13 protein-coding genes and 1 riboswitch are annotated in these 15,548 nt (G+C 31.7%); of the genes, 1 reads left to right on the top strand and 12 read right to left on the bottom strand.

Annotation, left to right across the window (positions count from 1 at the left end; all coding sequences use genetic code 11):
• Window positions 1-8 precede the first annotated feature (8 nt).
• From AAEO58_RS05610 to AAEO58_RS05640, 7 genes are all read right to left on the bottom strand, one after another.
• The gene (locus AAEO58_RS05610; RefSeq protein ID WP_341682578.1) at window positions 9-1,916 is read right to left on the bottom strand and encodes a transglutaminase-like domain-containing protein; all 1,908 of its coding nucleotides are present in this window, start codon (window positions 1,914-1,916) and stop codon (window positions 9-11) included.
• Between the two features lie 101 nt (window positions 1,917-2,017).
• Window positions 2,018-4,078 carry an FG-GAP-like repeat-containing protein gene (locus AAEO58_RS05615; protein ID WP_341682579.1) on the bottom strand — a complete coding sequence of 687 codons (2,061 nt, stop codon included), beginning with the start codon at window positions 4,076-4,078 and terminating at the stop codon, window positions 2,018-2,020.
• Window positions 4,079-4,109: 31 nt separating this feature from the next.
• Window positions 4,110-5,234 carry a hypothetical protein gene (locus tag AAEO58_RS05620; RefSeq protein ID WP_341682580.1) on the bottom strand — a complete coding sequence of 375 codons (1,125 nt, stop codon included), beginning with the start codon at window positions 5,232-5,234 and terminating at the stop codon, window positions 4,110-4,112.
• Between the two features lie 78 nt (window positions 5,235-5,312).
• Window positions 5,313-5,870 (bottom strand): acyl-CoA thioesterase, encoded by a 558-nt coding sequence (locus AAEO58_RS05625; protein WP_290821647.1) that lies wholly within the window; start codon window positions 5,868-5,870, stop codon window positions 5,313-5,315.
• Window positions 5,871-6,248, bottom strand: coding sequence for a 6-phosphogluconate dehydrogenase (locus AAEO58_RS05630; protein ID WP_341682581.1), 378 nt, complete (start codon window positions 6,246-6,248; stop codon window positions 5,871-5,873).
• A gap of 3 nt (window positions 6,249-6,251) precedes the next feature.
• Window positions 6,252-7,631 (bottom strand): DNA recombination protein RmuC, encoded by a 1,380-nt coding sequence (locus tag AAEO58_RS05635; protein WP_341682582.1) that lies wholly within the window; start codon window positions 7,629-7,631, stop codon window positions 6,252-6,254.
• Between the two features lie 49 nt (window positions 7,632-7,680).
• Entirely contained in the window at window positions 7,681-9,882 is a 2,202-nt protein-coding gene (locus AAEO58_RS05640) for a TonB-dependent receptor (protein WP_341682583.1), read from the bottom strand.
• A 91-nt stretch (window positions 9,883-9,973) separates the two neighbouring features.
• On the opposite strand from AAEO58_RS05640, the gene AAEO58_RS05645 reads away from it, so the two are divergent.
• Complete coding sequence (locus AAEO58_RS05645) at window positions 9,974-10,540, top strand: pseudouridine synthase (protein ID WP_262317774.1); 567 nt, start codon at window positions 9,974-9,976, stop codon at window positions 10,538-10,540.
• 58 nt (window positions 10,541-10,598) lie between these two features.
• Here the strand turns inward: AAEO58_RS05645 and AAEO58_RS05650 are convergent, their stop codons facing one another.
• From AAEO58_RS05650 to AAEO58_RS05670, 5 genes are all read right to left on the bottom strand, one after another.
• The gene (locus AAEO58_RS05650; protein WP_341682584.1) at window positions 10,599-11,360 is read right to left on the bottom strand and encodes a dienelactone hydrolase family protein; all 762 of its coding nucleotides are present in this window, start codon (window positions 11,358-11,360) and stop codon (window positions 10,599-10,601) included.
• Window positions 11,361-11,429: 69 nt separating this feature from the next.
• The gene (locus AAEO58_RS05655; protein WP_341682585.1) at window positions 11,430-12,215 is read right to left on the bottom strand and encodes an ABC transporter ATP-binding protein; all 786 of its coding nucleotides are present in this window, start codon (window positions 12,213-12,215) and stop codon (window positions 11,430-11,432) included.
• 85 nt (window positions 12,216-12,300) lie between these two features.
• Window positions 12,301-12,711, bottom strand: a complete 411-nt coding sequence (locus AAEO58_RS05660) for a GxxExxY protein (RefSeq protein ID WP_341682586.1) — start codon at window positions 12,709-12,711, stop codon at window positions 12,301-12,303.
• 131 nt (window positions 12,712-12,842) lie between these two features.
• Window positions 12,843-13,868 carry a FecCD family ABC transporter permease gene (locus AAEO58_RS05665; protein WP_341682587.1) on the bottom strand — a complete coding sequence of 342 codons (1,026 nt, stop codon included), beginning with the start codon at window positions 13,866-13,868 and terminating at the stop codon, window positions 12,843-12,845.
• A gap of 25 nt (window positions 13,869-13,893) precedes the next feature.
• Window positions 13,894-15,024 (bottom strand): ABC transporter substrate-binding protein, encoded by a 1,131-nt coding sequence (locus tag AAEO58_RS05670; protein WP_341682588.1) that lies wholly within the window; start codon window positions 15,022-15,024, stop codon window positions 13,894-13,896.
• Window positions 15,025-15,287: 263 nt separating this feature from the next.
• Window positions 15,288-15,490, top strand: a riboswitch (cobalamin riboswitch).
• The last annotated feature ends 58 nt before the right edge of the window (window positions 15,491-15,548 follow it).

Genomic DNA, 15,548 nt, shown 5'->3' on the forward strand with positions numbered 1-15,548 from the left:
TTGGATTTTTATTTGGTTAAAACAACTTGTTCTGAATAGTTTTTTTGAATTGTTGCGTAATGATTTTTCCAATCATTAAATTTTGATGACTTGATGATTCCGTTTTTAAATTGGAATTGTTTGGTGTATTCTAACGTATTTCCCTTTACTTCATATTTCATTGAAATGGTATAATCATCTGTAATTATCGAAATATTTTGAGGCATTTTTGTTACTTTATAACCATCAGGAATTTGTAAACTAATCGTAATGTCGTCAAAAGATTTGTAGCTCAACATGAAATCGGTTTTACGTTCTTTAAAATCGAATGAATTGAATTCTTTGTTGTAATTCAAATCCACATAAATTTCATTGTCAAAAGAAGAAACATGATTGGCAATGGAAACATCATAATCCAACGTTAGTTTTTGATCTCTATTTAATAAATCGGAAGTCTTAATGTTAGTTACAGTACAATTTTTATCTCTCGAATTTAAATACCATCGTAATGCATCTTCTTTTTTATCGTTTTTTATAGAGTTATAGCTGTATAAAAAAGAAGCTCTACTTTCGCCAAGATATTCTGCTTTTACTTTTCCTTTTAAGCTTTCGTTTTCAATTACGTAGTTAATTACACTTTTTTCTGTGTTTGAAGCTGCTTTTTGTACTGGAATTCTATCTAAAATAAATTTATCGCCATCTTCAATTAATACTTCTTTTCCTTGAATTCTTTGAGCGTATTCTCCAAACGAATTATATTTTTCTGTTCCATCTAAGAAGTATTTTTTACCATCTTTAATCAAAGCACAAATCATGTGATTGTCTACAGATAGGGAAGGTGTACTATAATCATAAGCAATATGGTTGGTTCCAATCCAACACAATTTTGCATCAAAACCTGCTAGTTTTAGCATTTGCTTTGTTAAGTTGGCCATTCCTTTACAATCGCCATATCTTTTTTGGAAAACATTCTGAGAATCATCGGGTTTAAAACCTGCAATTCCGTCTTCAAAAGCAATGTATCGGATGTTATCTTGAACCCAATAGTAGATGTTTTTTATTTTTTCTTCGTCGGTTTTAGCATTTGCAGTTAGTTCTTTTACTTTTTCAGCAAAAATAGTAGGATCATCTTTCATTGAATTTACAAGCGATTTATACCATTTATATAAATCAGCTGAAGAACTAAAAAGAGGTTTTTTGTCATTTTTAACCGAAAATGATTTCGCAACAAATAAGATATGTGGATATAAAAAACTTGGTCCTGGACTATAATTTTCTTTTGGATTTCCGTTTAAATTTTCAATGGTATAGGTGTAAATGGTGGTTTCTGCATTTTGCGTTATTGCTTTTTTGATTGCAAAACCATCAAAGTTAAATTCTTTAATTTCTAGATCTAACCATTTTGGAATTTCAATAATTACCTTTTTTTCAATAACTGGAAATTCATCACTAAAATAAATACTTGTAAAATATTTACTGTCTTTGATTTTCTTTTCCATTTGGTATTTGTAAGTATAACCTTGAACGGGAAAATCAACTTGCATGAATTTTACTCGTGCATCATTGTAGAATAAGTCATCGCTTTTATAAAATTCATCATTTACAAAAAAATTGGCTTGTTTGTCAGTTTTGTATTTTAAAGAGAAATTTTCAATACTAGATTGGCTGTCATAAAACTCATATTTTTGAATATCAGCTCTATGGTTAATGTTCATTAAGTGTTCTTTTACATTGTAATTAACTTCAACAAGATCGTTTGTTTTGTTAATATTAAAAGTTACTTTTTCGGTACTGTTAAGAATTGCGATATCAAATTTATCGTACTTTTCTCGTATCGATTTTGCAGTTTTAATTTCTTCCGGAGATGGATCTGCATTTTTTTGGGCAACAGATGAAATACAAAAGAAAAGGACAAATAAAAATGGAGAAATTTTCATGTTAAAATAATTTGCAATAATATAAAAAAATAGTTTACATATTAAAATAAAAACTGCCTTTAATAAAAGGCAGTTTTTATTTTTTAATCAAAACAATGGTCTTATTTTTTTAGAAAACTTTCCGAATATTTTTTACCGTCTTCCGTTTCAATTAAAAGAATATAAAAACCTTCAGACAAATCTGAAACCGAAATACTTGAATTAGAAAGTTGTACATTTTTAACTACTTTTCCTAATGTTGAAATGATAGAAATATTTTTAATAGTTAACATTTCGATATTTGAAAGTGTAAGAATATCAGATGTTGGGTTAGGATATAATTTAATTTTTGAATTACCGTTATCAACCAAACTCAAAGGGCTTGAGCCTTCAATAATTGTTAAAGCTTGATTAACGTTAGGGTTATTGATAACATCAACTACACCTGATGGCCAAATAACCACAACTTGTGTTACTGCTGTTTCTGTACCAATTCCAAAATGAGCATTCAAAGTACTCATGTGTCTGAATCCTTCACCACTTCTAATGTCTCTAATTTGTTTTCCCCAAGCGCCATGAATTTCTACTCTTGCGCCAATTCCGTTTCTATTACTTTGAACACCTTGAAGATTGAATTTTATCCAGTTGTTTCCATTTGGAACGGCATATCGAATAGTTGTACCGCTTTGAAAATCTAAGAAGCCATCATTGTTTAAATCACCTACTGAAGAAACCCCTAATCCAGTGTATGTAACTGGAGCAAAAGTATTATTGCCTTGATTAAACATGATTTTATTTCCACCTCCAATTACATCTACTTTACCATCATTGTCGAAATCATAAGCAATGTTGTCAGTGTTTGTTGAAATATTGGTGTCCCAACCTGAACCTACAGTAATATTAGAGTAAGCTTCTTCAGTTCCATTAGTAGTGTCTAAATTATTTCTGAAAAAATTATGTGCTCCAGAACTTGCAGTTATTATAATGTCCATATCACCATCGTTATCAAAATCAGCTACTGCAGATGACCAAGTTTGTATAGGTGTGATGTTAATTCCAGCTAAAGCAGAAATATTAGTGTAAACTCCATTTCCGTCATTTCGGTATAATTCACAAGGAGGACCAGAACATTTAGATACAAAAACATCAGAATCACCATCGTTATCAAAATCTGTAAATAGTGAAGCGTAATTTCCTGTTGTTGTTGCAATACTCATTGCACCTGGAGTTACTGTAGATTGATAAAATGTTAAAGCGCCAGTTCCATCATTTAAATAGTAGCAACTTGGAGCAATATCATGACAAACAAAAACATCTAAATTTCCATCGTTGTTTAGGTCAGTAAAATTAGTTCTTTGTGAAAAAATGTATTGACCAGGAGTGTTTGTGCCATAAGCAGTTCCAGTACTGTTTGATGTTAAGATTGTAGCTCCACTACCATTTCCTAAAACAATATCGTTAAAACCATCTTTGTTATAATCTCCAGCAGCTAAACTCCAATTAGGTTGTAAAACGGTTCCAGATAATGGGTAATCAGTAACAGTATAAGTTCCTGGAGTAGAAGTTTGATAGTGAATTCTCATATTAGCTGCACTTATACCAACAATGTCATCTTTGTAGTCTCCATTCATGTCAACAACGCAAATATTGTAACCGCTATTAATTGTAGCTACGGTTTGTGTAGTATATGAAACAGGTGTTGTAGGTACTAAAATTGTACTTTCAGATAATTGAAAACTGAATCCTGTATTGTTTGTGGTATTTAACCATCTGTTGTCCCATGCAATGTAATAGGTTGTTCCAGCAACTACATTAAAATTAACAATAGAAGAATAGCTTGAACCCGTATCATCATCTCCTGCAAAACATGTTAAAGCAGCACAATTTCCTGTGTAAATGTGAACACGAGTGTCTTTTCTTGGCGTGTTTGCGGCAATATCAGATGTTATTGTTACCGAGTAATTTTGAGTTGGAGTATATGCATACCATTCACCAGCTGGAATATTTCCTGTAGGAATAGCATTATTAGGTGCACAAAAAGTGCTAGGCTGCGTTCCGTTGATAACCCCAACCGTGTAAATTCCAGGACCTGAAATTGGTAAGGCAGTACCGCAATTGTCCTGGGCATGTATTCCTAAAGTTGAAAATAATGAAAATAGAAAATAAAAAGTAGTTTTTTTCATAGTTGAGATGTTTTAGTTGGTAGGTTTGTTTTTAGTTGCAAGGTGTTGTTAATGAATTAATCCATTCTTCAATAAGAAGTACACCTTCTTCATGAATTACTGTTCGCCCATGTAAAGGCATTCTGTATGTTTCATCTATTGTATTAAGTCTATGGTAAAGCATAGATCTGTAAATGTTTCCAGGCGTAACAAGTTTAGAAAGTGCAGGCTCAAAATTTTGCATATCCTGAGTATCTACACAAACTCCCATGTTTGTTAAATTGTTATAAGTTTCCGAAAAAGCAAATTTCATAGGTCTATAATCACAATGACCGTGTTCTTTATGACAATGAGCGCAATTGATATCAAAATAGGAGCGAACTCTTTTTTCAAGAGGTTTAGTACCGTCATTATAATCAACAATGGTGTTTGTTTCTGAAGGTAAAGTGAAATTATTTGTTAATAATCCAGCGTCAATCCATTTTGTTAACTGGTTTTTAGTTTCGTTTCCATAATTAAACAAACTATTTAGATTTTGAGGTTTTATACCAATAGGAATGTTTTTTTGAACATAATTTCCGTTTTCATAGCTCTTAGTTTTATGACAAACGATACATTGCGATTCATTTGGAATACGATAATCCACAGTTCGGGTTACATCATTTTCATCTTTAAATGTGATATTTTTTGTGCTTCCATTCAAATCTAAATAAGCTTCAGTTTGCTCGTCATTCCAAACATAATCAGCAAAAATCCATCCTTCAGATTTTCGAATCATAATTCGTGTTTCAATGATTTTTGTAGTATTAGTAGGTTGCACATTGTCATAATAGAAAGTTTTAATAATGGCAGCACCTACAGGAAGATCTAGTATTTGATCATCACCATTATAAGTTGCTTTCATCCCATTTGGTAACCAAACAAATCTTTTTTTATGCGCATAATCGGTAAATAAAGAAGAAATTGGTTCGTAAGGTAAAACATTTAATGAAGGAGCTTGATTCTTCATTTCTCCGTCAAAAAAATGATAGTCAGATAATTTAGGATATGGAACCTGTGTTAAATCTACAGTTACTGGTGAAACAGGAGTATATTCTTCATCATCATTGTCAGTACAAGAAAAAAATATAAGAAGCGAAATAGCAAAAAACGATAGAATTGCGTATTTTTTTGTCATATTAGTAGGTTTTGTTTGTTTTTGTAAAAACAAATATAACTTTTTTTTTAAAATGACAAATTTTTATGAGTTCAATAACTAATTATTTAACAGTTTTTCTGAAATTTCAACATTATAATTTTTTAAATTATTTAAGGCATCTTCTGAATGATAATCAAAAGTCATTTCCAATTCTTTGTATTTCTTTTTGTTTTCAATGCGATTGATGCTGTCATAAAAACGACGCACTTCTTCCATATTAGAAATAATCAACTTTGGAACTTTTACATTATTTCCCGATTCGTCTTTGGCAACCATCGTAAAATAACTCGAATTACAATGTTTTTTAATTCCTGTCTGAATATGTTCCGATGTTACTCGAATGCCCACAACCATCGAAGTTTTTCCAACGTAATTTACGGAAGCTTTTAAAGTAACCAATTCACCAATTTCCACAGGATTTAAAAAATCAACCGTGTCAACAGAAGCTGTGACACAATAGCATCCAGAATATTTTGATGCACATGCAAAAGCAATTTGATCCATTAATTTTAACAAATAACCACCATGGATTTTTCCGCTAAAATTAGAATGCGAAGGCAACATTAATTCCGACAACGTAATTTTGGATGCTTTAACTGTATTAGCTGTTTCCATCTATTTACTATTAAAATAGGGTGATTGTTCAGGAGTTACTTTTACAATAAAATAATGTGTATCTCCCCACCAAGGTAATGTTTTTAATCGTTCTTTATATTCCAATTTCACATATTGGCCTTGGTATTTTTTTAAATCTTCTATGACTTTTTCTTCACCATCTTCAACTGAAAATGGAAAAAATCGTGTAGCTCCAAAACCTTCATTTAGTTCGCCTTCCCAAGTTTTGAAAATAACACCTTTATTACTAAATTTCGATAAAACACCACTTCTAACACCATCACTCAAGGTAAAATTGTAAATAAACAATGTATAACCTATTAAACCTATAGTTACCACTAATAGGAAGTAAACCAAAATTTTTCTTAATGTATTCATGTGTTAATTATTTTCTTCTGTTAGTAAATTTTCTTCGTTTTCTGCTCTTTTCAAAACCGATTCAGGTAATGCTTTTTTAGCTTTAGCACCCATTTTCTTTAATTTTTCAACGCTGGTAATTAAATTTCCTTTTCCGTCAACTAATTTGTTCATGGCGTTACCGTATTCGATTTTGGCCTCATCCATTTTTTTACCAATTTTAATCAAATCGCCAACAAAACCTTCAAATTTATCATATAATGCGCCTGCTTGACGCGCAATTTCAATCGCATTTTCTTGTTGCTTTTGATTTGTCCACATACTATCAATCGTACGTAAAGTTGCCAAAAGGGTAGAAGGTGTTACAATCACAATATTTTTCTCGAAAGCTTTGTTGTACAAGGTCGTATCTTCATTTAACGCCACAGCAAATGCAGATTCAATAGGAATAAACAATAACACAAAATCCGGACTTTCCATATGGTATAAATCCTGATAATTTTTATTGCCCAATTGCTCTACGTGACGATTAATCGAAACCACATGTTCTTTTAAATACTGACTTTTCACGTTGTCATCTTCTTCGTTTATGTAACGTTCATAAGCGGTTAAGGTTACTTTTGAATCGATAATCATTTTTTTACCATCAGGAAGATTGATGATAACATCAGGAAAAACACGACTTCCATCTTCAGTAGTGTGACTTTGTTGCACGAAATATTCTCTATCCTTCTCTAATCCTGATTTTTCTAATACGCGTTCTAATACCAATTCACCCCAATTTCCTTGCATTTTACTATCACCTTTTAAGGCTTTGGTTAAATTGATGGTTTCCTTACTCATTTGTTCGTTCATTTCGCGAAGTCCCAAGATTTGTTGGCGTAAAGCAGCGTGATAATCAATGCTTTCTTTGTGGGTGTCTTCGACTTTCTTTTCAAAAAGTTGAATTCTATCTTGCAAAGGCGACAAAATATTTTTAAGATTTTCCTTGTTTTGCTCGGTGAATTTTACCGTTTTTTCTTCCAGAATTTTATTAGCTAAATTTTCAAATTCTTTTGTGAATTTTTCTTGAAGTTGTTCTACTTCTTGCTTTTGTTCTGTGTTGCGTTCCCAAAGATTATCAAAATCGTTTTCTTTTTTTGCTAAATGAATCGCTAATGATTCTTTTTCTTTTTGAACATTTTCTTTTTCGGAAGTGAGTTGGACAAATGATTTTTCAAACTGATTTCGATCGGTTTGAAATTGAATTTTTAATTGTTCAATTTGACCTAAAAGTCCGTTAATTCGTTCTTCTAAACCTGATTTTTCGGATTGTGATTTGGCAGTAAAAAGCAACTTTCCAAGGAAAATTCCAATGGCAAGTGCAACAATAAATGTAACTAAAATAAGCATTGATTCTGGCATAAATAATTTAAATATCTGAAGTTAAAAGTACTACTATTTTTCGGAATAATTAAAATTTATAACTCAAAACCGTTCTAAAATTAAATGGAGTTCCTGGCGTAAAATGAATTTCAGTAACTGATGAAGTTTCTCCTTGTAGTTGCGATTCGGTTTCAAATTGGGTTTCGTTCCATTTAGTATTAAAAATATTTTCAATTAATATTCCTGCAGTGAAATTTTTAAATGTATAATTCAAATTCAAATCGGAAACAAAATAACCTTTTGCGGTTAAAGAATAATCTTCATTTGCAGGTCTATCTCCTAAATATCTGCTTTTAAATGAACCTGAAAAACGATTTTTAATCACACTCAAACTTCCCATAAAAGTACTTTTTGGTGCTAACGGAATATAATCATTTCCACTTGGTTCTTCAGTACTTTTGGCATCAGTATAAGTGTAATCAGCATTTAAGAATAACCAATCCGTAAATTGATATCGTAAACCTAAATCGATTCCTCTTCTTGCAGTTTTTCCACTTGGTTCTACGATTCCTGCATCGCCAACGTAAACAAATTCTTGTTCCAAAAACAAATACCAAACTGCGGAATTGAAAATTAATTTTGACGTTGGTTTCCATACAAAACCTAAATCAGAACCATAAGAAGCAGGTAATGTTTTTCTTCCACCATTTGCTACGTTTACACGTGTATCGTTACTGTGAAATCCTTTTCCTGATTTTAAAAATAGTTGAAGTTTGTCATTGTGTTTGTAAAGAAAGTTCAATTTAGGACTTAAAATTCCTTTATTTACAGCTTCATTTGAATAGGTTGGACTCAATTTATCATAGTAATCAAATTTAAAATAATCATAACGAAGTCCTGCATTAAGAATTAATTTGTCGAATTTGAATTCCGTATTTGCATAACCTGATAAATTAGTTTCATTAACATCGCCAAGCATAATGTTTTGTAGTGTTGTAACTCGATTTGCAGTATGAGAAAGTTCAATATCATCTACTTTATCTTGTCGTAAACCAATTCCTAATTGATAGTTAAAAGGTGTGTTCTTGATTGAAGTACGCTTTTCAAATTCAGAATTTAAACCGAAAGTAGTACGCTTTTCTTTTTGTCTAATTTGGTCACCATTAATTGGATCTTCCAAGAAAAAAGTAAAATTAGAATATAATTCAAAATCATATAACGAAACATAAGCATTGGTTTTCAAACTCGAGTTTTCAGACAATTGTTTTTCATGTTTCATGTTTACAATACTTCGACTCGTGTTTCCACCTTCTGTGTCATCAATAGCACCAAATCTTCCAATTATACCTTGATCAACAGCTCTTTGTGGAATTTGCCCTGAAGCATTCCATTTGCTGTCAAAATGAAAAACAGAAAACGATAACTTAGAAGTTTCGTTATACAAAGTGTATTTGGAAAATAGATTAGTTCGATTGAAATTTTGAGGCGAATCAAAATAACTATCTGTTTGTAAAAAAGAACCTGAGAAGTACAAACTTTCCTTGTCAGAAGACAATAAATTGAACATTCCTCGAATACGTTGTGTATTAAATTGTCCAATTTCTATTGCCACTTCATCACTTTTGATTCGTTCTTTTGTATTGAAATCTACATATCCAGCGGTGGCTAAATTGCCTTTGTTTGCAAAATAAGAACCTTTGTCAAAATCAACATTATCTACGGTTTCCGGTTGTAAAAAGTGCAAATCAGCATAACCTTGTCCGTGTCCATGAGAAACCATGTTTACTGGAACTCCGTCAACATTGATGGCAATATCAGTTCCATGATCTATATCAAAACCGCGTAAGAAAATTTGTTCTGCTTTTCCACCACCAGCATGTTGTCCAATGAATAAACCTGGAACAATACGTAATAATTCCTGTGGTGAATTTACTGGATTTGTTTTTAAATCTATTTTAGAAATTTCGTGTAAATGATTTAATTCATTTGTAATAACTACTTCTTTCAAACTGACAGCTTTTGGAATTAATGTGTAAATTCCAACTTCTGAAAGAACAGTTCGCTTTTCGTCAAAATTTTTGTGAAACAAACTAATACTATCACCAATTTTTGAGCTTTCTAAATTGAATTCTCCTTTATAATTGGAATGCGCATGCGATTTGTTTTGGATATTTTGTATGTAAACATCAGAAATAGCAATTCCCTCTGAATTTATTATTTTTCCTTTAGAAGTTTGTGCTTGAACCAACATTGATAAAACGATAAAAAGTAATGTGTAATAGTATTTCATTTATTTTTGATTTAAAGAAGGCAAAGATATTACTTGTTACATAATTTTATTGTTAAATTTGACAGCAGAAATTACAATTTATAAAAACCTGATGCATCATCATTTCCTTATTCATAAGCCTTATGGCTATTTGTCGCAGTTTATTTACCAATTAAAACGTAAGAAAAAGTTGTTGGGCGAATTATATGATTTTCCCGAAAACACTATGGCAATTGGTCGTTTAGACGAAGATTCAGAAGGTTTACTTTTGTTAACCACTGACGGCATGATGAGTGAAATTGTCAGAAGCAAAAAAGTAGAAAAAGAATATTACGCTCAAGTTGACGGATTAATTACTGAAGAAGCCGTTGAACAATTGAGAAACGGAGTTGAAATCGGTTTACATGGTAAAAAATACAAAACCAAAAAGTGCAAATCTTTCAAATTAGAATCTATTCCCAATTTAGGCGAACGAGGAAAAAAGATTCGAGATGAACGTCACGGACCAACGTCTTGGGTTTCGATTACTTTAACCGAAGGAAAATTTCGTCAAGTGCGAAAAATGACTTCTGCAGTTGGTTTTCCTACGTTGCGATTGGTTCGTGTACGTGTCGGAAACATTCACTTAAATGATTTAAAAGCAGGTGAAGTTTTAGAAGTGAGTGGTTTTGATGTGTAAAAAAAAACAGCTATTTCCGACGAAATAACTGTTTTAGTTTTTTGAAATACTATAACTTTTACTTGAAAATTTCCGTGAAAAAGATTTTCATTGCTTCCCAACTTCTTTTATCGGCTAATTCGTTGTAGGCAGCGCCTTTGCTGTTATCGCTTCCAGCATCTTTGTGTGTAAAAGCATGAACCGAATTTGCATAATAAATCATTTGCCAATCCGCTTTAAAAGTTCTCATTTCGTTTTGGAAGGCTTCTATTTCTTTTGCAGGAACATAAGGATCATCCGCACCATGTAACACTAAAACTTTAGCCTTAATTTCATTAGTTGGACTATTCGCAGCTTTTCCTAAACCGCCATGAAAAGAAACCACTCCTTTTACATTTAAGTTACCACGAGCCGCTTCGATAGCACCAGTTCCACCAAAACAATACCCAATTACCGCAATCTGATTTTTATCAGCACCGGCTTTTACTAATTGGTCAATCGCCAATTGAATTCTTTTTTGATATTCTGCTGGATTGTTTTTGTAGAAACCTGCATTTTTTCCAGCTTCGCCTGTGTTTTTTGGATTGTTTCCAACTCCGTAAATATCTGCTACAAAAGCATGATAACCTAATTTAGCTAATGCTTCCGCTGATTCTTTAGCATGTGCATCTAAGCCCATCCAAGCTGGAAGAACTATTACACCTGCTTTTTTAGGATTAGCTTTTTGTGCTTTAGCAAAATAACCTTCTAATTTTTGATTACCATCGGCATAATCTACTTTTACTAATTGTCCAAAGCTATTCATTGTTGCTAAGAGTAAGGTAATGTAAATGTACTTCATAACTTTTTTTAGTAAAATTATGAAAATTGAAGACACTTAGCGTTAAACAAAAGGTAAAATTGGGATAATTTATTTGATTTTGAACTTACCAATAGTAGCATCAAAAGTCAAATGTTCCGTATCAAATAAGGTATTAAAAATCCCAGTTTGAATCAAATTACAAGGTTGGTCTTGTACAATTTGAGTTGGTGTAAATACAATCATTTCGTCTGTCATTTGAATCGCTAAATCAATATCATGCGTAGAGTAGAGGATGGTTTTTCCTGTTTCGTGGGTTAATTTTTGCAATAATTTCAACAAAGTAGCTTTATGAACCAAATCTAAATGCGTTGTAGGTTCGTCTAAAATAATAATCGAAGTATCTTGCGCCAAAGCACGTGCAATTAGAGCAATTTGCAACTGACCATCGCTAATTTCATCGTGTTTTTTATGAACTAAATGTTGGATTTCGGTTAACGAAATAGCTTCTTCAATTTTGATTGTATCTTCTTCGGATAAAGTACCTAACCAATTGGTATATGGTTGTCTTCCTAAAGCGATGATTTCGTAAACGGTTAAATTACTTGGAGGCAATTTTTCAGTTAACACGATGCTTAATTCTTGCGCTAAATCAAGTGGTTTATAACTTTGAAGCGACTTATGGAGTAAAGAAACTTCACCTTGTAAAGGAGGAATAATTCCAGTTATTGTTTTTAATAAAGTAGATTTCCCAATTCCGTTTTCACCAATTAAAGCGATTAATTTACCTTTTTCTAAACCAAGATTAATGTTTTTAGCAATAGTAATCGTTTCCGATTTGGATTTATAACCAATCGAAAGATTATGGGTTTGTATGGTGAAGTTTTGTTTAGTCATTATGAAATACAAAAATTGGTTTTACCACATAGAAACATAGTTTTTTTTATATAGTTTTATTTAGAAACTAAAGTTTTATATAGTTTTATTCTTTTTCTAACTTTTTGAAATATTCGTTTACAAAAGTTTTTTGACCTTCTCTGAAAATATTGAAACAATTAAAATTAATAATAATTCCTTTTGGTACTTTTAATAAGTTCATATAATTTAAAACTTGAGCGTCATGAATTGGTTTTATTTCTGAAACTGATTTCAATTCAACTATTAAACAATTTTCTACGAATAAATCACAACGAAATTCAATATCTAGTTCTTTTCCTTTATAAACAACAGGAACTTTAAATTCGGAAATAAAATTTATATTTCTATTGGATAATTCCTCTATCATACATTGTTGATAAACACTTTCCAATAATCCACTTCCCATGTTTTTATGTACTTCAATAGCAGCTCCAATAACATTAAATGTCAGTTCGTCTAAATATTTCTGTGTCATATTTTTTTTAATTTACCACATAGAAACATAGATTAATATTATTTCATTTACTCTATCTGTAAAAACAAGTTTTCTATAATAATCTCAACATAAAATATACCTATGTTTCTATGTGGTTTTATTTTTTTTATCTAAAATCGTTTCTTTCTAACTAACAACCAAATCACAACTGGTGCTCCAATCACTGAGGTTATCGCATTTATTGGTAAGGTTATATCATTTCCTGGAACTTGAGCAATCGTATCACAACAAAGCATGACAATCGCACCAAGTAAAAGCGTACTCCAAAACAACACAAAATGATTACTCGTTTGAAACAACAATTTCGCCATGTGTGGCACCGCCAAGCCAATAAAAGCAATCGGACCAGCAAAAGCGGTGATACTTCCAGCTAAAATACTGGTGGCTATGATAATTAAAAAACGCGTTTTTTTATAGTTGATTCCGATGCTTTGTGCATATTTTTCTCCTAAAAGTAATGCGTTTAAAGGTTTGATAACCATAAAACTAATTCCGATTCCGATGATAACAAAAACGGATAAAAGCGAAATTTCATTCCAGGATAAATTTGAAATGCTTCCCATCGACCAAAACGTGAATTTCTGCAATTTTTCAGCCGAAGTAAAATAAGATAAAACCGATACTATGGCACTAGTGAAACTTCCAAACATCAATCCGACAATCAAGATTGCCATTGTGTCTTTTAACTTTTGGGAAACCAATAAAACTGCCATCAAAACTAAAAAACTACCTAAACTAGAAGCTAAAACCAATCCGTAATTCGATAAGAAGAAAGATGAAATGAATGTTGGTAAAAATCCAGTTCCTAAAATAATGAAAGCAACTCCCAGACTTGCACCCGAACTCAATCCTAATACATAAGGTCCAGCTAACGGATTTCTGAACAACGTTTGCATTAAAAGTCCACTCATTGATAGTCCGATTCCTACTAAAATTGCGGTAATAGCTTTTGGAAAGCGGAAATTCCACAGAATTATTTCCCAACTTTCCTTACTCATTTTTTGCGATAAAAGTCCGTTAACGACTTCTTTCAAAGGAATTGACACAGAACCTAAGCTAATATTCACCAAAAACAAAAACACCATTACTAAAAGTAAGATGATAAAAAGAAAGTTTTGTTTTTTGGTAAACGGCATGAATTGAATTTTTGGCTAAATTACGTTATTTTAATTTCTCAAAAAAGAACAACTCATAATCAGGTAACACTTCAGGATGTAAAATTTTCACAATATCTTTCAAAACCAAATCTGGTCGATTTTGCGCTAATTCGTAATAAATTACGCCACCTGTTTTGCCTTTTTTTGTACTAAATGAGTATACGTTTTTGTTTGCAACCGCTTTGAAATGAATGTAATTTGGATTATTATCTAAAATTTGTTGAATTGAACCAAATTGTCCTGGACCAATCCAAAAATCAGCATCTTTGGCTTTGTCTAAAACACTTTCGAACGATAAAGCTAAACTTCCCGTTCCTTTGGAATCTTTCCATAGATAATTTCCGTTGGCTTCTTTTAAGAAATAGGCTGCCCAACTATCGCCTTGTGGTAAAAACCATTGATCTTCGTAGATAGCACCTGCAAAAATTGTAGGTTGGGTTTTGGCATTTTTCGCTAAAGCTAGTACCGAATTGTATTCTTTTTCAATTGAGTTAAAAATTTCAGTTGCTTTTTCGTCTAAATCATAGAGTGCGCCGAAAAACTTAATCCATTCGGCTTTTCCAAGAGGTGTTTTTTCGGTCCAATCGCCATTGAAGATGATTTTTTGACCGATTTTTTCTAAGTTTTTGTAGGTTTTCAAATCGCCATCCACGCTAAAACCAACGATTACATCAGGTTGGATGTCTAAAATGACTTCGGTATTTAATCCTTGATTAGAACCTAAATCTCTTACTTTTCCAGCATCGATTAAAGCTCGAGTTTTTTCAGAAGAAATATATTGTGTGGTTGGAAAACCTATTAATGTATTTTCTACTCCTAATGATTCTAAAGCAGGAATATGAGTAGTTGAGGTTACAATTACTTTTTTGATTGGGATTTCAATCGCAGTAAATTGTTGTAAACTATCTGGAATTTGAACGCCTTTTTTATGAAGTATGTAAGTGTAATCATTTTTAGCTTCAGGATAAGCGTTAGAAACTTTTACAACCGAAAAACCATCGTATTTTTCAATAGAAAATCCTTCCGCATGTTGAATGCTATTTTGTGCAGAAGTATTCAGATTTGCAGAACTTTCTGATTCTTTACATTGGATAAATCCCAAAAATAAAACGACTAACAAGAAATAATGGCGCATGAATTTTTTTTTGCAAAAGTAGTACTTTACATTCAAAAACAGATTATATGTAACAAATGATGCCAAACGATTTATCAAAAACCACTAAATTTGTCATAAAAAAAACATGAGAACAGATTCAAACGCTTTCCTTTATGCAGTAGCAACCATTATTTTGGCACACTTTGTAATTGGATTTATTTGGTTGTGGCGTAAAATGAATAAGAAGAAGTAGTTTTTTGAAAGATGATTAGTAAATATTGCATTTTTATAAAAATATAATACCTTTGCCCTCGAATTTTGGTTGTTGTTTCTGAATTTTTCAAAACAACATTAAAAGGGAATTAGGTGTAAGACCTAAGCTGTACCCGCAACTGTAAGCTATAAAGCTTGTTATTATCTACATTACCATTGTTCCGATGTATCGGAATGAGAAGGTTTATAACAAGACGCAAGCCAGGAGACCTGCCACATTCATTGAGTAACAAACTTTCGGGAAAAAAAGTTTGAGTATGGGTAAATTCTGTGCTTTTCTCCCCAATTTA

Origin of the sequence: Flavobacterium helocola, from assembly GCF_038289885.1 — a bacterium.
In the GTDB taxonomy this organism is placed as follows: Bacteria; Bacteroidota; Bacteroidia; order Flavobacteriales; family Flavobacteriaceae; genus Flavobacterium; species Flavobacterium cheniae.